The sequence below is a fragment of the Kangiella profundi genome, from assembly GCF_002838765.1.
Lineage (GTDB): Bacteria > Pseudomonadota > Gammaproteobacteria > Enterobacterales > Kangiellaceae > Kangiella > Kangiella profundi.
On record NZ_CP025120.1, the window covers coordinates 1,045,013 to 1,065,717 of the forward strand.

The window sequence follows — 20,705 nt, forward strand, 5'->3', positions numbered from 1 at the left end:
ATTGGTTGTCTAAAAAGCCGTTCGCAATTGTGAGCGGCTTTTTTTTTTGAAATGGAACAATTGATTAGCTTTTGCCAGATTCTGCAAATGCTATGGTCTGCTTGGATCGGTGAATGAAACGTCCAAGCAGCAGGATTGCCGCAACGGTAAGGCCAAAAATGATACCTATCCAGAAGCCTTGAACTTTAAGGTCCATGTGGTCGGCCAAATAAATTCCAATCGGAAATCCAATTAGCCAATAGGCAATGGCCATATATACCGTTGGTATTTTAGTATCTTTCATACCTCGTAGGGCGCCTGCGCTGTTAACTTGCAGACCATCTGAGAATTGGAAAATGGCGGCTAGGAATATCAATGAAGCAGAAATCTCGATGATCGCCTGGTTATCGGTGTAGACTCCTACCAGCTCATAACGGAAGAAGAGCATTATGGTTACCGATACTGCCTGGAAAAATAGGCTCGCACCAATGCCACAAAAGCCCGAAAGACGCATCTGGCGATAGTCTTGTCTGCCCATCCAATAGCCAACGCGAGCGGTAATCGCAATCGACAAACCCCAGGGCACCATAAAGGCAACCGTGGCAATGTTCATAGCAATCTGATGAGCACCTGTCAGGTCTACTCCATAGCGAGCAACCAGAATCCCGATCATGCCAAACATGCTGACTTCCATCAGCAGTCCCAGCGACATCGGTGTGCCAATTGAGAAAAATTCTTTAATTAACTTCCAGGTGGGAAGGCGAACTTTCTTAAAAATATTGAGGCTGGCAAAAGATGGGTTACGCCAGGTAAAAAATAATAAAAATAGAAACAGCAGGGTCCAGACAACGCTGGTTGCATAGCCGACACCAATGGCTCCCATGGCTGGAACACCAAGGCCGCCATAAATGAACCAGGTATTAAACAGTAAGTTGAATGGAATCACCATGAAGGAACAAATCATAATGATTTTGGTAGAAAATAACCCTTCATTACCAGAGCGTAGGGCAATAAATAAGAAGGCGAAAACACAGCCCCAGCTGAGTGCTTTAAGGTAGCCACCAGTGGTTTCGACAATAGCTTCCTCTACCCCCAGCAGCGTTAGGAAAGGATCCACATTGCGTAGCAATATAAAGGTGATGATGCCGAAAATAATGGCCAGAAACATGCCCATCTGGAATGTCTTGCCAATGCTTTCCATTTTGCCCTGACCGTTAAAGTGCGCCACCATGGGATTGATGGCCATCATCAATCCCATGAATAGGGAAAAGATAATCATAAAGGCATTAAAGCCTGTACCGACAGCGGCGAGGGCATTGCTGCTGTAGTTACCTGCCATTAAGGTATCAATCACCCCAAGTGACATCTGGGCTAACTGGGCAAGAATGGCAGGTATGGCAATTCTGATAATCGCACTGGTTTCATGGCGAATATCTTGCCATGAGTGACTGCTGTGATTTGATGTTTTGTTGTCAGCAGAATCTGCCATGAGAAACCTGTCTAATTAATTCACTGTGATTCACAAAAGCCCTCGTTCGACGAGGGCTATTTATTATATATCGAATGAGGCTGGTTTTATCGCACCCAGCCCTAGGGCAAATGCTAGAAAATCATTTGATATGTTCTTATCCAGCGATGCCAATTGCTCTGAAGAGCACTCTAATGTCCGATTCAATTGAGTGACGACTGGAGTCAGTCTGGAGTCCATCGGTTGGTATTCACCATTGATAAATAACCAAAGACCATCTTGCTTTTCAATGTAAGTTATACGCGCCAAGGGATCAGCTTTTATACCTTCATCTAGAGCAAGAGCAATCCAGTTGCTTAGTTCATCTTCTAACGGCACTTCTAATAAATCGGGGTACTTTAATTCTGTAACTTCTTTACCAAAAGCTGTGAGGTAATCATCTGATGTCCAAAGCTGGCTAAGCTGCTGCTGTGCCCATTTGCTCATATCGTCAGACAATTCACCGCCATTAGACTCAACAGTCAGTTTGTTTTCGTCGCTCCACAGTTGGTCTAATTCTGTGTGGGGCAACTGCATCAGCTTTTGAATGATGCCGCCAATATTCGGAGCGCGAAAGCCGACGGAGTAACAGATACTGTTGCCTATCGATTCACCCCAGTGTGGTGTATTCGGTGGAATATAAAGCATGTCACCTGGATTGACGATTACATCTATTTCCGCATCAAAAGGCTCAATTTGAGCGATTTGTGGATGAGGGCTGACTGCTATGGTGTTTTGGTTTTTATGCCCAACACGCCAGCGCCTTTGTCCGTCCCCCTGGATTAAGAAAACGTCATATTTATCGAGGTGAGGTCCAACACCGCCACCATTTGTCGCGTAAGACACCATGACATCATCCAGTCGCCAGCGAGGAATAAAGTTGCATGCCTTAATTAACTCAGATAGCGGCGGATGAAAATAATCCAGTGACTGTACGAGCAAAGTCCAATTTTCATCCTTTAGCTCGGCAAATCTGGTCTCATCAATAGGACCGTGTTCCAGCTGCCAATTCTGTCCATCGCACTGGATCAATCGAGACTCAATGTCATCTTCAAGGCTGTAACCAGCTAGTTCATCTGCGGTTATCAGTGCGTTTTCGCCTGACACCAGTGCAGAAGAAAACGCCCCTCGGATTAACAAGGGGCGCTTTTGCCAATATTCCTTCAGGAATTGCTCAGTACTAATGTCACCGAGAATCTTGCTCATAAACAGCCTGTCATGACTTAGATGTTTTTCGCCTGGCTGATAGCATTACCAATATAAGTTGCCGGCGTCAGTTGCTTCAGACGTTGCTTTTCATCTTCTGGTAACTCGAGTGAGTCGATAAAAGCCTGCATATCTTCGCGAGTCACTCGCTTACCACGAGTAAGCTCTTTTAGCTTTTCATAAGGATTAGGGATTGCATATCGACGCATGACAGTCTGAATTGGCTCAGCCAGCAACTCCCAGTTAGCGTTTAGTTCGTCCAGCAATGATTTCTCGTTAACCTCAAGCTTCGAAATACCTTTTAGAGTTGCTTGATAGGCGATAACACTATGCGCATAACCAACGCCTAGAACACGCTGTACAGTTGAGTCAGACAGGTCGCGCTGCCAACGTGAAATCGGTAGTTTCATCGCAAGGTGATCAAATAATGCATTAGCAATACCCAAGTTGCCTTCTGAGTTTTCAAAGTCAATCGGGTTTACTTTATGCGGCATGGTTGATGAGCCAATTTCTCCAGCAACAGTTTTTTGCTTGAAGTGGCCTAATGCAATGTAACCCCAGACGTCACGGTCAAAATCGATCACAACTGTATTGAAACGAGCAATGGCATCGAACAGTTCGGCCATATAATCGTGTGGCTCGATCTGAGTTGTGTAGGGATTCCAAGTTAAACCTAGAGAAGTCACGAATTCTTGCGCGAATGACTGCCAGTCAAACTCTGGGTAAGCCGAAAGGTGGGCATTGTAGTTACCGACAGCACCATTAATTTTGCCTAAGATTTCCTGACTTTGAATCTGCTTTAGCTGACGCTCAAGACGATAGACCACATTAGCCATTTCCTTGCCCATGGTAGAAGGAGAGGCTGGCTGACCATGAGTACGTGACATCATTGGAATTTCTGCAAACTGATCCGCCAGGCTTCTAATAGATTGGCAAATCTCCTGCTGGTATTTAGCCAGCGCTTCAGTACCTTCTTTCAGCATTAAGGCATATGACAGGTTATTGATGTCTTCAGAGGTACAAGCGAAGTGAATAAACTCACTGACGTTATCCAATTCATCACTATGGCGAATTTTTTCTTTGAGGAAATACTCAACAGCTTTTACGTCATGGTTAGTGGTACGCTCAATTTCCTTAATTTTTTCTGCATCACTTTCTGCAAAATGTTCAACTATAGTGTTCAACAGCTGGTTGGCTTCATCAGAAAACGCTGGAACTTCTTTAATGGCATCTGCCTGAGCTAGAGCCTGTAGCCAGCGGACTTCAACCGTTACACGGTATTTGAGTAGACCAAATTCACTAAAAATACTTCGTAAATCAGTGACTTTTGAGCCGTAGCGGCCATCGACAGGTGAAATTGCGGTTAGTGCTGAAAGTTGCATGAGATGTTTCCCGTTACTGGTTTCCAAACTTTAAGAAGAACTGAATGAAATTTGGGCAGATTCGTTGCTTGGCCATTCGATTCGGCCTACAGAATTAGAACCCGCCAGCCCAATTGTGCATGGCTTTTTTCGAAACGCGGATCATACCGCAACTGGCGCTTTTTGGCATCTATAAAACTGGGTCTGAGAGATATTGATGGGCTAATGTGACAATTCTTTACAAAAATATGGAAATATTCGGTTTTATTTTAGTGACTTTTTTGTCAATATCCGCGGCAACTCGTTTAGTTGCTCAAGGCAAGTAGATTTATGATTAAGTGGTGGGTATTGGCAGGTCTGATTGTATTGACCCTGACAGCATGTGATGATGGGCAGTCAGTGGGTATTGAAGGTAAAGCCACCAAAAAAGAAAGTAAAGAGCTGATTGAGCAAATGGAATGGGTTGAAGATGCCAATATTGAGCTATTAGCAAAGCAGAAGCTTAAATCGTCTAAACGCTTTTTAGCGGTACTTAATGATGGTGAGATCTTGATCCCAGGGTTGGCTGAAGATGTTTCTGAAATGGTAGTCACTAACGGTGACTATGAGGTTTTAGCCGGAATGTCCGATGTCGTTTATAACTCACGTCATGCAGAACTTCGTGTAAAAACACGTGATTTTGCAACTGCTTACAATAAGACGCTGATTAGCTTAATTAAGTCAAATTCATAACTTATTGATTCAAATAAAAAAGCCAGCAGATGCTGGCTTTTTTATGGTCGATAGAAAAGGTCGTCTTACAGGTTTAAAATATCGATAATCTCCCGAGTATTCTCCATGACGCGGATAATTTTGCCTTCCACCTCAATAATCTTGCTACCTACCGGACCAATTGGCAGTCGCTGGCGTAAATCATATGGTAGGGGGCGTCCATAGCGATATACATCTTCTGAAAGCACCTCTCCTCGCTGCAGTTTCATTTCCCAGCCTGGAGGCAGTTCACCAGTTCTTTCGTATTTTTTCTTAAGACCTTTAGGCAGTTGTTTCTGCTTACCACCATAATCATGGTCATGATAATACTCACGAATAATGCGGATTTCATCATCGTGGAAAATACCGCCACGTTCAGCTTTTGCTGCGACATTAGCTTGGTTCTGGCTATTGCCCTGGTTGTTTTTTGGGCCTTTGTACATCGCATAACTGCTTGAAATACCTAGCACTAATGTTATAGCTGTCATACTCAATAGGGGCTTTATCAACTTCATTATGATACCTCATTGATTTTGGTAAGCTCGAATATAGCATAGCAACTTGCAACTGAATATTGACTTAATGGCCTTATGAGGGGCTTTTCACATCCGATGTATCTTGACCGACATCTTACTAGCCCTCAGCTATATAAGATATGGCTCACATTCTATAAAGCCTGTGTTATAATCGGCCACCTTTTTAGAGAGACTCCCTGAGCCGTCCGCCTGATCTAGAGCGGATATATCAGCGGTAAAACAAACATCGAACAACGAGGAATCCTAAGTGTTAGAAGCTTACAGAAATCATGTTGCAGAACGCGCCGAGCAAGGCATTCCGCCTTTACCATTAAATGCTGAACAAGTGAGCCAACTGGTTGAGTTATTAAAGAACCCACCAGCCGGTGAAGAAGAATTTCTGGTCGAATTATTAACACATCGTGTACCGCCTGGTGTTGACGAGGCTGCATACGTAAAAGCAGCTTTCCTTGCCGCCGTTGCTAAGGGTGAAGCTGAGTCTCCTTTGATTGATAAAGCTCATGCAACTAAGTTGTTAGGCACTATGCTAGGTGGTTACAACATCGCAACTTTGGTCGAGCTTCTGGATGATTCTGAGTTAGCGGAGTTAGCTGGTGAAAAATTAAAGCACACCCTATTGATGTTCGATGCATTCCATGACGTTGCAGAAAAAGCAGACAAAGGCAACGCGATTGCCAAGGCTGTGATTGATTCTTGGGCAAATGCCGAGTGGTTTAAAGAAAAGCCATCATTGGCAGAAAAAATCACCTTAACCGTATTTAAGGTTCCAGGCGAAACCAATACCGATGACCTGTCGCCAGCTCAAGACGCCTGGTCACGTCCTGATATTCCATTGCATGCTTTGGCTATGTTGAAAAATGAGCGTGAAGGCATCAATCCAGACAAAGAGGGCGAAATTGGTCCAATTTCAACGATTGAAAAGCTTAAAGAAAAAGGCCATCCATTAGCCTACGTTGGCGATGTTGTAGGTACCGGTTCTTCGCGTAAATCTGCGACAAACTCTGTTTTATGGCACATGGGTGAGGATATCCCTTATGTTCCAAACAAGCGTGCCGGCGGTTTCTGTTTTGGTGGCAAGATTGCTCCAATCTTTTATAACACCATGAAAGATGCCGGCTCTTTGCCTGTAGAGCTTGATGTTTCGAAAATGGAAACTGGTGATGTTATCGACATTTATCCTTATGAGGGTAAGGTTGAAAAGGGTGGCGAGGTTATTGCTACTTTTGACCTGGGTACAGGTGTTGTACTTGATGAAGTCCAAGCCGGTGGCCGTATTCCGTTGATCATTGGCCGTGGTTTGACAACGCGTGCCCGTGATTATTTAGGTTTGCCTGCTGCTGACTTCTTCCGCGCTCCTGCTGAAGTTAATGACACTGGTAAAGGCTTTACGTTAGCGCAAAAAATGGTTGGTAAGGCTTGTGGTCTTGAAGGTGTTCGTCCAGGCCAATACTGCGAGCCAATGATGACTACGGTCGGTTCTCAGGACACTACCGGTCCTATGACTCGTGATGAGCTGAAAGATCTGGCCTGTTTAGGTTTCCAGGCTGATCTGGTAATGCAGTCATTCTGTCATACAGCAGCTTATCCAAAGCCAGTAGACGTTGACACTCAACACACACTTCCTGATTTCATTATGAACCGTGGTGGTGTTTCGTTACGTCCAGGTGACGGTATTATCCACAGCTGGTTAAACCGTATGTTACTTCCAGATACCGTTGGTACTGGCGGTGATTCGCATACTCGCTTCCCTCTAGGTATCTCTTTCCCTGCAGGTTCTGGTCTGGTAGCTTTCGCAGCTGCGACTGGTGTTATGCCATTGGATATGCCGGAATCAGTTCTTGTTCGCTTCAAGGGTAAAATGCAGCCAGGTATCACATTGCGTGATCTGGTTCATGCGATTCCTTATCAGGCGATTAAAGAAGGCTTATTAACCGTTGAAAAAGCAGGCAAGAAAAACATCTTCTCTGGACGCATTCTTGAAATTGAAGGCCTTGAACATTTGACTGCTGAGCAGGCGTTTGAATTGTCTGATGCATCTGCCGAGCGTTCAGCTGCAGGTTGTACCATTAAGTTGAGCGAAGAGTCAGTAGCAGAATATCTGCAATCTAACATCGTATTGTTGAAGTGGATGATTGCTAATGGCTATGGCGATGAGCGTACAATCTCACGTCGTATTGAGAAGATGGAAGAGTGGTTGGCCAACCCATCATTGATGGAAGCTGACAAAGACGCTGACTATTCTGCTGTTATCGAAATTGATATGGATAACTTAAAAGAGCCAGTCTTGTGTGCACCGAACGATCCAGACGATGCGCGTCTATTGAGTGATGTTGCTGGTGACAAGATTGATGAGGTGTTCATCGGTTCTTGTATGACTAACATTGGCCACTTCCGCGCAGCATCTAAGTTACTGGAAAGTGTTGAAGCAGGTACTCTGGAAACGCGGCTATGGATTGCTCCACCAACACGTATGGATGAGCACCAATTGATGGAAGAAGGGCACTACAACATCTTCGGTCGTTCGGGTGCGCGTCTAGAAATGCCGGGCTGTTCATTGTGCATGGGTAACCAGGCACGTGTAGCTCCAAAGTCAACGGTTGTTTCTACTTCAACTCGTAACTTCCCTAACCGTTTGGGCCAAGGTGCCAATGTTTATCTGGCATCTGCGGAACTTGCTTCTGTTGCCGCGGTAATGGGTCGCTTACCAACTGTTGAAGAGTACATGGGCTATGCCAGCAAGCTAGACTCATTGTCGAAAGATATCTATAAGTACATGAACTTCCATCAGATGGAAGAGTACAAGGCAAAAGCTGCTAAAGTCACTATTCCAGTTGCCAATAAAGTAACTGTAGGTGCTTAATGCTTTAGCTTTATACTAGCTAAAAATGAAAGCCCACTTCGGTGGGCTTTTTTTATGTCTAGCTGTCTGCTAGATTGTAGCTCATTAATAATGAACAATAACTGGGGTCAACATGAGTATCGAAATTACATCGTTATACGCTGGGCTGTTAGCTTTACTGATTTTGTTGTTATCGTATCGTGTGGTCATGTTACGTAGAAAGTTTCAGGTTGGAATCGGTTCGCATGGCGAAAAAGTTTTAGCCAGAGCGATTCGAGTGCATGGCAATGCGGTTGAATATATCCCAATCTGTCTTTTATTAATGGCGCTAGCAGAAATTCAGGGAGCCTCAACGTGGTTTATGCATGGTACTGGCATAGCATTGCTTCTCGGTAGGGTATTGCATGCTGCAGGCTTGTCAAAAAGTGTGGGTAAATCATTTGGCCGTTTTTATGGTGTGATTTTGACCTGGCTGGTGATGTTAGTACTTTCTGGTTATTTAATCGGTTACTTTATTGGCTTTAACGCCGCAGCTTAATCATTTCAAACTAACAGTAAACCACCCAGTCCTATGTGGCGGGGTGGTTTATTTTTGTTCCAGATATTTATCCTGAATGACCATTGGGCTAATAGGCTTATCAAAGTAATACCCCTGGAATTGTGGGCAGTGCTCTTCTTTTAAAAACTCTAACTGTTCGATGTTCTCTACACCTTCAGCTGTCACTTCCAAACCAAGGTCCTGGCTCATGCGAATGATCGTTTTGACGATGGTTTCGCTGTCTGGATCCCCCGGAATATCATTAACAAAAGTTCGGTCAATTTTAAGTTTGTCCAACGGTAACTTTTTAAGGTGATTAAGAGATGAATAACCTGTACCGAAATCATCGATGGAGATACGAACGCCAAGTTTTTTAAGGGCTTTTAATAGTTCAATAGAGCGTTTCTCTTCGTAAATTATCAGAGTCTCTGTAACCTCGAGCTCTAGTAATTCTGCAGGGATCTTGGTTGATTGAAGCAAGCCGGAAATGGTCTCAACCAGATTACCATGACTAAGCTGAATAGATGATAGATTGACCGAAATAACAGGCGAACTGCCATACTCATCAATCCAGAACTTTATCTGCTGGCATGCCTTCTCAAGTACCCAGCTACCAATGTTTACAATGGTGCCATTATCTTCTGCTATCGGTATAAATTCGAGCGGCGAGATTATTCCCTGCTCGGGGTGATTCCAGCGGATGAGGGCTTCAACACCTAATAATTTGCCATTTGAGCCATTAATCTGTGGCTGATACAACAGGAAAAATTCATTGTTAAAGATTGCTCTATGTAAATCATTTTCCAAGGTCTGACGCCTCATGATTACAGCTTCCATGTCAGACTTGAAAATGGCATAACCATTACGTCCTTTGGCTTTGGCGTGATACATGGCTGTATCTGCGCGCTGCATGATTAGCTCATGGCTGTCACCATCTCGAGGATACACTACGATGCCTATACTGGCAGTAATATGAAGCGATTGACCATTGATTCGAAACCCTTTACCCAGCGTTTGAAGCAACTTTTTAGCCACTATTATCGCATCTTGCTCTGCATCTTCTGAATTATCACTTAACTCACTGAGTTGAATGATGAATTCGTCACCGCCCAAGCGAGCAACGGTGTCTCCTGAACGAACGTTATCCTCCAGGCGCTTAGCTACCTCAACCAGTAATTTATCGCCGGTCATGTGCCCCATGGAATCATTAATGTTTTTAAAGAAATCCAGATCAATAAACAGTACTGCTCCATTATGATGGTGGCGTAGCGAGAGGGCGATAGATTGATTGATGCGGTCATTGAGCAATAGTCGGTTTGGTAATCCTGTTAAGGAATCATGCTGTGCCATATGCTGAATTTGTTGCTCAAATTCTTTTGACTCAGTGATGTCGACACCGACGGTCACCACTGCTGGAACACGGCTATAGCGACCCACAAAAGGGACTTTAGATATATTGAAATAGGTTGTTTTGTTATTGCTGGCTTTTACTTTCAATTGCTTATCCACTGCGACAGCATCTTTTCTTAGCAGGTACTCCTCATCCTCAAACAGTTTGCTTGCTTCTGGTATTTGGTTTTTAAGTTGCTCAATATTTATATCATCAAATTCTTTCTGGGTTAAACCAAAAAAGTTGGCCGCATATCGGTTTGCCAGTATGACTTCACCGTTAGCATTAGTGGCGTAAATCATGTGCGGAACTAAGTTTATAATTTGTTTGATTTGGTCAGTTTTATCTGCAAGATCCGCCGTCTTTTTTCGAATCTGTTTGCGCAGAATTAGAACAACAAGTCCGGTAATAATGAGTAAACCCAATAATCCGACAAGACTGTAGAGGAGCCATGTTGGAAGAAATGTGTTGGTATTGTCTTTACCTAGCCAACGTTCATTGATTTCATAATAGGGGGAGGAGGGGTTATCTTTCCATTCATCAAGATAGTTATCTATGGTCTGTAATACATCCGCATTTTTACCCTTGGGGCTTGCGAAAAGGACTTTTGAAGGATTAAAAACGATTGGTGTACGCTCAATATTAAACCGCTTCTCAAAGCTATAGCCAACCAGGTTACCACTTACAGCTCCATCAACTAGACGCTTATCCAATAAAGCAAAGGCGGACTTGTAGTCCTGCACTTCTTTAAGGTGACAAATGATATCGAACTGGGCACAGAGGTTGGCAAATTGAATGGCGTAGATTTCGTCTTTTACTACTGCAATAGTCTTGCCTTCAAAATCAAAAATGTTTTCAAGTAACTGCTCATCTGGGTGAATGTAAACCTGTCCCCAACCGGTGATATAGCTGATTGAGTTGTAGTCGAGAAACTCTGCGCGTTGCCTGGAGTAGGCGACGAATGGAATAAGGTCAAGTTCCGCTCTTTTAGCGGTATTGATGATCTCTGGCCATTTAAGATAGAGCCACTGAATGCGCCAGTTTTCGCGCTCTGCTATTTCCTCTAAGAAGTCGACCAGAAAACCAGAGTGATTACCGCTGTCGCTTGGGATAAGAGCAGGGGGTGCATCCAGAATGGCAACTCTTAATGTTTTTGTTGGCTGAGCTTCAGCTGCACTCAAAACGCCTGCAAGTAGGGTAAAGTGCGTGATTATGACTAATGTGCAAAAGCGTATAGTTTTCAACAACAAAGTAGGCCCTCCAGATAGACGTAACCACCTTAGCTTTAATTATAAAATTGTGCAATATAATTGTTGAGATTGGCAGACTAACCTTTTGAAAAGTTTAGTTTTTATCCAATTTATAGCGCTCACAAAAAAGCCGGCTACAGGAGCCGGCTTGAAACAGAACAAATAGTTATTTTTAATCAACGATTTCCATTTCTTTGATGAGATTATGAGCGTTATCAACGTGCTCCATAACCCACAGCATATAAGCACTGCTAACGTGGATAGAACGGTTCAAATCATCGTTATAGTCCCAGTCCGCGATAATTGACTCATAGACACCATCAAAAATCAGGCCAACAAACTCAGCATTGGCATTCAGAGTAGGGGAACCTGAGTTACCACCGGTGACGTCCAGTGTGGTCAGAAAGTTTACCTGTACGCTGCCTAGATCTTTATCCAGGTAATCGCCATATTTTTTAGATTTGATTAAATCCAGTTGATTTTGTGGCGAATTAAAAGGTTCTTCCCCGGTATGCTTAGCCGCAATGCCTTCAAGTGTCGTGAAAGGAGTGGCATAAAGCCCATCTTTTGGCGAGTAGCCTTTAACATTACCGTAAGTTACACGAAGCGTGCTATTGGCATCAGCATAGACAGGTTTATCCATCGATTTGTAATAATCAATAATTGCTGACATGTATTGAGGACGAAGCTCCTGGAATTTACCGCCACGCTCTTTGCTTTCAAGTTCACGTTCGAACTTTTCATCATAGGTCGCTACAGCAAGCTGAATGTATGGGTCATTAGATTGTTTGAAGTCTTCAACTGACTTGTCCATCCAGGCAAGACGAGTTTCAAGATCATTCAATTTGGTTTTGGCATACATCACATCTACTTTTTTGCCAAAAGCTTCAGCATCAAACGTTTCACCAATACCCATAAATTCATCGTAAGACTTAAGACGTTGATCGGCAGGTAGTTCAGCATATAAAGGTGCGAAATGCTTCAACAGTGCTTTTTCAACATCTGCATCCCAGCGACGCTCCATACTTTTCAGGCCTTCCTTGAAGCGAACCATATCGCGTTCCTGATAACCAGGCTCGCGCTCTGCATCAGGCTTCTGCTTTTCGAGCGCTAGACGATATAGGCGCGCTGCAGTGCCAGTCAGTGTATCGCGGTTAATTGCCCATGAGCGAAGAGTGCGCTCCTGTTCAGCGATATTTTCAAGAATCAGTGCATTCAATGCATCAATGGCATCGCCATGTTTTGCCTGCATGTTAGGGTTTGCTTCAAGCCATGCTTTAAGATCATTTTCGAGAGCAATTTTGCGCTCCAAAAGATCACCTTTGGCATAGCTTTCAATCATACTGCCCCAGTTTTTCTCGGCATTGTTAAGACCAGCCAGTGTGCTTGCATATTTAACACGTGCATCTGTGCCCTCTGGAGCCGTTTCTTCAATCAGGCTGATATATTCCTGTAGCGTATTTCGGAATGTCGGATACCACCACTCAAACTGATTTTTCACTTCAGCACTGGTGCGATAGCGGTTTGTGCTTCCTGGATAACCTGCAACCATCACGAAGTCGCCTTTATCAACCCCTTCTTTATTGACTTTGAGGTAGTGCTCTGGCTCATAAGGGACATTATCCTCAGAGTATTCGGCTGGGTTGCCATCTTTATCGACATAAGCGCGATAGAAAGCAAAATCACCGGTGTGACGTGGCCACATCCAGTTATCGACATCACCGCCATACTTACCAATATGAGAAGACGGCGCGTAAACTAGGCGTACATCCTTAATTTCCAATTGCTTAATCAGGTAATACTCTAAACCGCCATGGAAAGAAACAACGTTACAACGGTGGCCGGCATCCTGCTCACATTCTGCAACTAATGCTTTTTCAGTGTTCTCAATAGCTTTATAACGATCAAGACCAGAAAGCTCACCGCTGGCTGCGTTCACATTAGAAGTCACATCGCTGACATTAACAGTAACGTAAACTCGTGAGCCGGGTGCTGCAGGAAGTTCCTTATCAAGTGACTCAGCAAGGAAACCTTTATCTAAAAGGTTATTCTCTGCAGTCGAATTAAACTGGATGCTGCCGTAAGCACAATGGTGATTGGTTGCTACTAAACCTTGAGGCGAAAGGAATGATGCTGTACAGCCACCCAGGCTAATAACAGCTCCCATTGGGAATTCAGTCAGTTCGGTAAGCTTGTTAGGGTTAATTTTGATGCCAGCTTTTTTTAGCTGTTTTTTAATGGTTGGTAACTGATGAGGCTGCCACATGCCTTCGTCCGCCATTAAGGGCGAAACAGCAAGTGATAAAGCCGCAGTGATCAATAATTTTTTCATTGGACTCTCTACTTTGTTGTTAAAAGAATAACCGATTAATCCTAAAGCATTAGCCATAGATTTCTAATGCGTAATTTCGGAAAAGTGTTAATAAATATTACAAAAAAGCCGGCAGTTGAGCCGGCTCTTAAGAGTTGTTATATCTGGTATTAAATTAAAACTAATACTCTTAATTCAACTTCATTTCTGGAACATGATCTGGAACAACCAAATCTGCTTCAGTTTTCTCTTTGATTTCTTCAACGGATACACCCGGTGCACGCTCTAGAAGGTGGAAGGCACCGTCTTTAATTTCCATCAGTGCAAGCTCAGTAATCACGCGCTTAATACATTTAGCACCGGTAAGGGGAAGCGTACACTGTTTCAAGATTTTTGAAACGCCATGTTTATTAGCGTGGGTCATAGTAACAATGATGTTTTCAGCACCTGCTACCAAATCCATTGCGCCGCCCATACCTTTAACCAGTTTGCCAGGAATCATCCAGGACGCGATATTGCCTTCCTGATCGACCTCAAAAGCACCCAGTACAGTTAAATCAACGTGCCCACCGCGAATCATTGCAAAGCTTTCCGCTGAAGAGAAGAAAGCTGCACCAGTCACTGCAGTTACTGTCTGTTTGCCTGCGTTAATCAAGTCAGGGTCAATTGTTTCTTCGGTAGGGAACTGGCCCATGCCTAACAAACCGTTTTCAGACTGAAGCATTACTTTGACGCCTTCAGGGATATAGTTTGCAACTAGAGTAGGGATACCAATACCCAGGTTTACGTAGAAACCGTCTTCAAGTTCTTGCGCCACTCGCATGGCGATTTGTTCACGTGTTAATGCCATGATGCGCTCCTTATGACCTTACTGTGCGTTGTTCGATACGTTTCTCAAAGTTTTCGCCTTTGATAACGCGCTGTACATAAATGCCTGGAGTATGAATGAAGTTAGGATCTAGTTCGCCAGGCTCAACAATTTCTTCAACTTCAGCAACGGTGATCTTACCGGCCGTCGCCATCATTGGGTTAAAGTTCATGGCTGTTTTGTTGAAAATCAGGTTGCCCATAGTGTCCGCTTTCCAAGCCTTGATTAAGGCAAAGTCAGCAGTTAAAGAAGGTTCAAGAACATAATCGCGACCGTCAATGTTGCGTGTTTCCTTGCCTTCAGCGACCTGAGTACCAAAACCTGTCGCTGTGAAGAAAGCTGGGATACCAGCACCGCCAGCACGGATTTTTTCAGCCAATGTTCCTTGCGGTGTCAAAATCACTTCCATCTCGCCAGACAGTAGCAACTTTTCGAACAGCTCATTTTCGCCAACGTAGGAGCCAATCATGGTGCTGATCTGACGTTTCTCTAACCATTTACCTAGACCAAACCCATCAACGCCTGCGTTGTTGGAAATGGCTGTTAAGCCTTTGCAGCCCATTTTATAGACTTGCTCAATCAAGCCTTCAGGAATACCGCATAGGCCAAATCCGCCGACCATGACGGTCATATTATCGGTAAAGCCTTCTAAGGCTTCCTCGTAACTGTGTACGACTTTATCAAAACCTGACATGTTTAATCCTCGTCAAATCGAATGAATTGATTATTATTTATGACTAATTACGCTTGGCTAATAATGCATTAGCCGCGCGGGATACGGGTCGACGACCCAGTTGCTCTGAAATATAAGCACCAGCCTCGACCAGTTTATTTAAATTGATACCGGTTTCAATCCCTAAACCGTTAAGCATATAAACGACATCTTCTGTTGCAACATTGCCGGTAGCACCTGGTGCGTAAGGGCAACCGCCCAAACCTGCAACTGAGCTATCAACTGTGGCAACTCCAAGCTCAAGGCATGCATAAATATTGGCTAATGCCTGACCATAAGTATCGTGGAAGTGACAGGCTAATTTATTGGTCGGTACATGCTCGGCAACCGCTGCTATCATAGCGCGCGCCTTGTTCGGTGTACCAACGCCAATGGTGTCGCCCAGAGAAATTTCGTAGCAGCCTAAGTCATACAATGCCTTGGCTACTTCAGCAACTTTTTCTGGTGCTATATCGCCTTCAAATGGGCAGCCCAGTACACAGGAAACATAGCCGCGTACTTTAATGCCTTGTTCTTTGGCGGCTTCTATAACGGGCTTGAATCGCTCAATCGATTCTGCGATAGAACAGTTGATGTTTTTTTGCGAGAAGCTTTCAGATGCTGCGGCAAAAACAGCCACTTCTTTGGCGCCACCCGCCAAAGCACCTTCAAAACCTTTAAGGTTTGGGGTTAACACTGGAAACCAGACGCTTCCGTCCTGTGCTTCAGGAAACACTTTAAGGCCAGCCATTATGTCATGGTGGTCCGCCATTTGTGGAACCCATTTAGGTGACACAAATGCTGTCGCTTCAATATGTTTTTCACCAGCATCGATTAAACGACGAATCAACTCAAGCTTAACTTCTGTTGAAACTGGCTGTTTTTCATTCTGTAATCCATCACGTGGGCCCATCTCAACGATTTTAACGTGCGTGGGCAGGGCAGGGTTGTCCGAGACCATAACCATTATTCAGCCACCTCCAGTGATAACAGTTCAGCACCATCATCAACCAGGTCACCAGCTGCGTAGTGAATCTCACTGACCACACCAGCGCTCGGTGCATTAATGGTGTGTTCCATCTTCATCGCTTCAAGGATAACCAAAGGCTGACCTGACTCAACGTGATCACCTTCACTGACCAGAACTTCAATCACAGTTCCCGGCATTGGTGCAGTCAGACTGCCACCTGAGTCCTCTGAGTCACCGGCCAGACCGCGCTCAACTTTTTCTAGCACTTTATAATGACCGTGAATGAAAATGTGCAAGTTAGCACCATCATCTACCACTGTGGCGTTGTAACGTTTGCCGTTGGCATCAAGACGAAGAATATGACCATTCAAGGTCGCACTATTAACAGGTAGCTCGCCATTTGGCAGATCGAGTAAATAGCCATCATTGCGGAAATGAACAACCACTTCTACGTCATTTGCAATGCCATCCACTTTGTCCAGATATTCAAAAGTATGATGGTTGTCGGTATTCAAACGCCAGCCATTAACTGAATGCCAGGGTGAGTAGGGGTCTTCGCTGTTCTTTGCATTTTCTGCGGCAGTTTGCTCACGCTTTAACAGTTGATAAACCGCTGCTGCGACCAGGGTATCATCATCAGCTGCTTCTTCATCAAGGATTAAGTCATCCTTGTAGCGCTCAATAAAGTTAGTATCTAAATCAAGATCCTCAAAGCCCTGGCAGTGTGCCAATGCCGAAAGGAAAGGAACGTTAGTGGTTAAGCCCACTACCTGATACTGAGCTAATGCTCCGCGTAGGCGAGCCAGTGCTGCATTACGGTCCTGGTCCCAAACGATTAGCTTGGCAATCATTGGATCGTAATGTACTGATACTGTATCGCCTTGAGTGACACCGGTATCAATCCGAACATGTTCAGTTTCGTCAGGAGTATTTAAATGCAGCAATGTACCGGTTGCTGGCAGGAAGTCCTGATTAGGATCCTCAGCATAGATACGCACTTCAAAAGCATGACCATTGATGCTTAATTCGTCCTGCTGCATTGGCAGTTCCTGACCTGCGGCAACTTTCAATTGCCACTCTACTAAGTCTTGGCCAGTAATCTTTTCAGTAACGGGGTGTTCTACCTGCAAGCGCGTGTTCATTTCCATGAAGTAGAATGATTCGTCTTCATCGTATAGGAATTCCACCGTACCGGCGCCCACATAACCAATCGCCTGAGCAGCACGAATTGCAACCTGCCCCATCTTGGAGCGAGTATCTTCACTTAAACCAGGCGCTGGAGCTTCTTCTATGACTTTCTGATGACGACGTTGCACTGAACAGTCACGCTCAAATAAATGCACCGCATTACCATGCTTATCGGCAAATACTTGAATCTCAACGTGACGAGGCTTAGTGATGTATTTTTCCACCAAGACTTTGTCATCGCTAAAGGACGCTGCAGACTCACGCTTACAGGAAGCTAGGCTAGAAGCAAACTCTTCTTCTTTCCAGACGATGCGCATGCCTTTACCGCCACCGCCAGCTGTAGCCTTGATGATGACTGGGTAACCAATCTCATCTGCCTGTGACTTCAGGAAGTCAGCGTCCTGATTGTCGCCATGATAGCCTTTAACCAAAGGTACCTTGGCTTCTTCCATGATTTCCTTGGCTGCGGACTTTGAGCCCATGGCAATTATGGCGCCTTCAGGCGGGCCAATGAATTCGATATCGTTTTCAGCCAGTTTCTTAGCAAAATCTGCATTTTCTGACAGGAAGCCATAACCTGGGTGAACTGCCTGTGCGCCTGTTTTCTTACAGGCTTCGATGATCAAATCGCTTTTAAGATAAGACTCACGCGCAGGAGCAGGGCCAAGGTAAACCGCTTCATCAGCCATCGCCACATGCATGGCATCTTTATCGGCCTCCGAGTAAACGGCAACGGTTTTGATGCCCAGTTTTTTCGCCGTTTTTATGACGCGGCAAGCAATCTCACCACGGTTAGCAATCAATATTTTCGTAAACATGTTCGCTGTTTCCTTAACCAATTATTGTGAGCTGCTTTCAGACTGGCCTATAGACCAATCGGCAGTACGTTTTTCGAGGAAAGCGTTCAAACCTTCTTTACCTTGCTCGCTGGCACGAATGTCAGCAATACGACGTGCCGTTTCATCCATCAAGGATTGGTCAATGGTTTGATTCGCTACAGCTCTGATTAAATCTTTTGCTGCTTTAACAGCCTGTGGACCATTACTTAACAAAGTTGCAATGACTTCATTGGTTTTTTCAACCAATGATTCTTCAGCAACAACTTCATGGACCAGACCAAACTCAGCTGCTTTATCAGCTTTAAAACGCTCGGCAGTAGTGAAATATCTCTGTGCCTGTCTTTCACCCATCGCTTTAACGACATAAGGGCTGATAACTGCAGGAATCAGACCAAGCTTTACTTCCGATAAACAGAAGCTGGCACGTTCGGATGCAATGACGATGTCACAACAAGCAACCAGGCCGACACCGCCACCAAAAGCAGCGCCCTGAACCTGACAGACAGTAGTTTTGCTCATGCTGTAGATGGTGTTCATCAAAGTAGCCAGAGCCTGAGAGTCCTGATAGTTCTCTTCCCAGGAATAATCTGCCATGCGACGCATCCAGTTCAGGTCAGCGCCAGCTGAAAAGCTTTTGCCTTCTGCGCGCAAGACAACCACCTCTACCTCAGAATTATTTTCCATGGCAGAAAATGCTTCAGTCAGCTCGGCTATTAATTTGTCGTCAAAGGCATTGTGAATTTCAGGGCGGGTGAGGGTAATGTAACCCACACCGCGACCGGTTTTACCAAGTTCATTGGTATCAATGGTAATGTTTAATGCTTCACTCATATGATCAGTCCTGACTTACATTCTGAAGACGCCGAACTTGGTTTCTTCGGCTTCTTTGTTCATGGCGGCAGATAGGCCTAGACCTAACACCATACGAGTATCTGCTGGATCGATAATACCGTCGTCCCACAAGCGAGCACTGGAATAGTAAGGGTGGCCTTGCTTTTCATATTGCTCTTCAATCGGACGCTTAAATTCTTTTTCTTCTTCTGCGGACCACATTGGCTGGCCAGCGCGCTCAAAATTATCACGCTTAATTTGCGCCAATACGTTAGCAGCCTGTTCGCCACCCATTACAGAGATACGAGCATTTGGCCACATCCAAAGGAAGCGAGGGCTATATGCACGACCACACATGCCGTAGTTACCAGCACCGAAACTACCACCAACAATTACAGTAAACTTTGGCACTTTAGCACAGGCAACAGCTGTCACCATCTTAGCGCCATGTTTGGCAATACCTTCGTTTTCGTATTTACGGCCAACCATGAAGCCAGTGATGTTCTGTAGGAAAACCAAAGGAATGCCACGCTGTGAGCAAAGCTCAATAAAGTGTGCGCCTTTCAATGCTGATTCCGAGAATAGAATACCGTTATTGGCAACGATACCTACGGGATAACCATGAATGCGGGCAAAACCACAGATCAAAGTGTTGCCATATAATGGTTTAAATTCGTCCAGTTCAGAACCATCAACAATACGCGCGATGATTTCACGAATATCAAATGGTTTCCGTGGGTCTTTATTAATCACGCCATACAGTTCTTCAGCAGGGTATAGCGGGTCAACTGGTTTCTTTAGAGTAACAGAAGGAGTTTTTTTGCGATTCAAGTTAGACACAACCTGACGCGCTAATTTTAAGGCATGCTCATCATTCAAGGCATAATGGTCAGTCACACCTGAAGTTTTACAGTGAACGTCGGCACCGCCTAAGTCTTCGCTGGAAACGACTTCACCGGTTGCTGCTTTAACTAGCGGTGGACCACCTAAGAAAATGGTGCCTTGTTCTTTGACGATAATCGACTCATCAGCCATAGCCGGCACATAAGCACCACCGGCTGTACATGAGCCCATGACTACCGCGATTTGAGGAATCCCTTTAGCAGACATATTGGCCTGGTTGTAGAAGATTCGACCAAAGTGCTCTTTGTCCGGGAACACTTCATCCTGCTGAGGCAGGTTAGCACCACCTGAATCGACCAGATATATGCAAGGCAGATTATTCTGCTCAGCAATTTCCTGTGCGCGTAAATGCTTTTTTACAGTTTCAGGAAAGTAGGTACCGCCCTTAACCGTTGCATCGTTGGCAACAATCATACACTCGACGCCAGAAACGCGGCCAATACCCGCAATCAATCCAGCTGCGGGAACTTTGTTATCATACAAATCCCATGCAGCCATTTGTGAAATTTCCAAAAATGGCGAGCCCACATCAAGAAGTTTGCGTACGCGCTCGCGAGGTAAAAGTTTACCGCGAGACAGGTGCTTTTCCTGATACTTTGGTCCACCTCCTTGGGTGATATATTCCATCTTGTCACGCAAGTCATCGACCAAAGCCGTCATGGCTTCGGCGTTCTCGGTAAAACTTGCGCTACGAGGATTGAGTGACGATTTAATTACAGGCATATGT

At 44.7% G+C, this 20,705-nt stretch carries 15 protein-coding genes; 3 read left to right on the forward strand and 12 right to left on the reverse strand.

Annotated features, from left to right (window positions below):
* Positions 1-64 precede the first annotated feature (64 nt).
* The 3 genes from CW740_RS04965 to purB all read right to left on the reverse strand — a co-directional run bounded on the left by CW740_RS04965 (position 65) and on the right by purB (position 4,074).
* Positions 65-1,468 (reverse strand): MATE family efflux transporter, encoded by a 1,404-nt coding sequence (locus tag CW740_RS04965; protein ID WP_106646499.1) that lies wholly within the window; start codon positions 1,466-1,468, stop codon positions 65-67.
* A 63-nt stretch (positions 1,469-1,531) separates the two neighbouring features.
* On the reverse strand, positions 1,532-2,692 hold the full coding sequence (locus CW740_RS04970; protein ID WP_106646500.1) for a cupin domain-containing protein: 1,161 nt from the start codon (positions 2,690-2,692) through the stop codon (positions 1,532-1,534).
* Positions 2,693-2,709: 17 nt separating this feature from the next.
* Complete coding sequence (gene purB / locus CW740_RS04975) at positions 2,710-4,074, reverse strand: adenylosuccinate lyase (RefSeq protein ID WP_106646501.1); 1,365 nt, start codon at positions 4,072-4,074, stop codon at positions 2,710-2,712.
* A gap of 309 nt (positions 4,075-4,383) precedes the next feature.
* Between purB and CW740_RS04980 the strand changes: the two genes are divergently transcribed.
* Entirely contained in the window at positions 4,384-4,785 is a 402-nt protein-coding gene (locus CW740_RS04980; RefSeq protein WP_106646502.1) for a hypothetical protein, read from the forward strand.
* A gap of 65 nt (positions 4,786-4,850) precedes the next feature.
* Here CW740_RS04980 and CW740_RS04985 read toward each other — a convergent pair whose 3' ends face one another.
* A complete protein-coding gene (locus CW740_RS04985) occupies positions 4,851-5,318 on the reverse strand; it encodes a hypothetical protein (RefSeq protein ID WP_227523900.1) in 468 nt (155 codons plus the stop codon).
* Positions 5,319-5,586: 268 nt separating this feature from the next.
* On the opposite strand from CW740_RS04985, the gene acnB reads away from it, so the two are divergent.
* Both acnB and CW740_RS04995 read left to right on the forward strand, forming a co-directional pair.
* Positions 5,587-8,199 (forward strand): bifunctional aconitate hydratase 2/2-methylisocitrate dehydratase, encoded by a 2,613-nt coding sequence (gene acnB / locus CW740_RS04990; RefSeq protein ID WP_106646504.1) that lies wholly within the window; start codon positions 5,587-5,589, stop codon positions 8,197-8,199.
* 112 nt (positions 8,200-8,311) lie between these two features.
* A complete protein-coding gene (locus CW740_RS04995) occupies positions 8,312-8,716 on the forward strand; it encodes an MAPEG family protein (protein WP_106646505.1) in 405 nt (134 codons plus the stop codon).
* A gap of 48 nt (positions 8,717-8,764) precedes the next feature.
* Here CW740_RS04995 and CW740_RS05000 read toward each other — a convergent pair whose 3' ends face one another.
* The 8 genes from CW740_RS05000 to CW740_RS05035 all read right to left on the reverse strand — a co-directional run bounded on the left by CW740_RS05000 (position 8,765) and on the right by CW740_RS05035 (position 20,701).
* Entirely contained in the window at positions 8,765-11,287 is a 2,523-nt protein-coding gene (locus tag CW740_RS05000; RefSeq protein WP_106646506.1) for an EAL domain-containing protein, read from the reverse strand.
* A 241-nt stretch (positions 11,288-11,528) separates the two neighbouring features.
* Entirely contained in the window at positions 11,529-13,688 is a 2,160-nt protein-coding gene (locus tag CW740_RS05005) for a S46 family peptidase (RefSeq protein WP_106648037.1), read from the reverse strand.
* Between the two features lie 169 nt (positions 13,689-13,857).
* Positions 13,858-14,517, reverse strand: a complete 660-nt coding sequence (locus CW740_RS05010) for a CoA transferase subunit B (RefSeq protein ID WP_106646507.1) — start codon at positions 14,515-14,517, stop codon at positions 13,858-13,860.
* 10 nt (positions 14,518-14,527) lie between these two features.
* Positions 14,528-15,229 carry a CoA transferase subunit A gene (locus tag CW740_RS05015; RefSeq protein ID WP_106646508.1) on the reverse strand — a complete coding sequence of 234 codons (702 nt, stop codon included), beginning with the start codon at positions 15,227-15,229 and terminating at the stop codon, positions 14,528-14,530.
* Positions 15,230-15,272: 43 nt separating this feature from the next.
* Positions 15,273-16,214, reverse strand: coding sequence for a hydroxymethylglutaryl-CoA lyase (locus CW740_RS05020; RefSeq protein WP_106646509.1), 942 nt, complete (start codon positions 16,212-16,214; stop codon positions 15,273-15,275).
* Entirely contained in the window at positions 16,214-18,223 is a 2,010-nt protein-coding gene (locus CW740_RS05025; protein WP_106646510.1) for an acetyl/propionyl/methylcrotonyl-CoA carboxylase subunit alpha, read from the reverse strand. The genes CW740_RS05020 and CW740_RS05025 overlap by 1 nt, the downstream gene beginning before the upstream one ends.
* A gap of 21 nt (positions 18,224-18,244) precedes the next feature.
* A complete protein-coding gene (locus CW740_RS05030) occupies positions 18,245-19,075 on the reverse strand; it encodes an enoyl-CoA hydratase/isomerase family protein (protein ID WP_106646511.1) in 831 nt (276 codons plus the stop codon).
* Between the two features lie 15 nt (positions 19,076-19,090).
* Complete coding sequence (locus CW740_RS05035) at positions 19,091-20,701, reverse strand: carboxyl transferase domain-containing protein (protein ID WP_106646512.1); 1,611 nt, start codon at positions 20,699-20,701, stop codon at positions 19,091-19,093.
* Positions 20,702-20,705: the final 4 nt, after the last annotated feature.

Coding starts and splice junctions, on each gene's coding strand:
- CW740_RS04965 (WP_106646499.1), bottom strand. CDS start 1,468: ATGGCAGATTCTGCTGACAACAAAACATCAAATCACAGCAGTCACTCA.
- CW740_RS04970 (WP_106646500.1), bottom strand. CDS start 2,692: ATGAGCAAGATTCTCGGTGACATTAGTACTGAGCAATTCCTGAAGGAA.
- purB (WP_106646501.1), bottom strand. CDS start 4,074: ATGCAACTTTCAGCACTAACCGCAATTTCACCTGTCGATGGCCGCTAC.
- CW740_RS04980 (WP_106646502.1), top strand. CDS start 4,384: ATGATTAAGTGGTGGGTATTGGCAGGTCTGATTGTATTGACCCTGACA.
- CW740_RS04985 (WP_227523900.1), bottom strand. CDS start 5,318: ATGAAGTTGATAAAGCCCCTATTGAGTATGACAGCTATAACATTAGTG.
- CW740_RS04995 (WP_106646505.1), top strand. CDS start 8,312: ATGAGTATCGAAATTACATCGTTATACGCTGGGCTGTTAGCTTTACTG.
- CW740_RS05005 (WP_106648037.1), bottom strand. CDS start 13,688: ATGAAAAAATTATTGATCACTGCGGCTTTATCACTTGCTGTTTCGCCC.
- CW740_RS05010 (WP_106646507.1), bottom strand. CDS start 14,517: ATGGCATTAACACGTGAACAAATCGCCATGCGAGTGGCGCAAGAACTT.
- CW740_RS05015 (WP_106646508.1), bottom strand. CDS start 15,229: ATGTCAGGTTTTGATAAAGTCGTACACAGTTACGAGGAAGCCTTAGAA.
- CW740_RS05020 (WP_106646509.1), bottom strand. CDS start 16,214: ATGGTTATGGTCTCGGACAACCCTGCCCTGCCCACGCACGTTAAAATC.
- CW740_RS05025 (WP_106646510.1), bottom strand. CDS start 18,223: ATGTTTACGAAAATATTGATTGCTAACCGTGGTGAGATTGCTTGCCGC.
- CW740_RS05030 (WP_106646511.1), bottom strand. CDS start 19,075: ATGAGTGAAGCATTAAACATTACCATTGATACCAATGAACTTGGTAAA.
- CW740_RS05035 (WP_106646512.1), bottom strand. CDS start 20,701: ATGCCTGTAATTAAATCGTCACTCAATCCTCGTAGCGCAAGTTTTACC.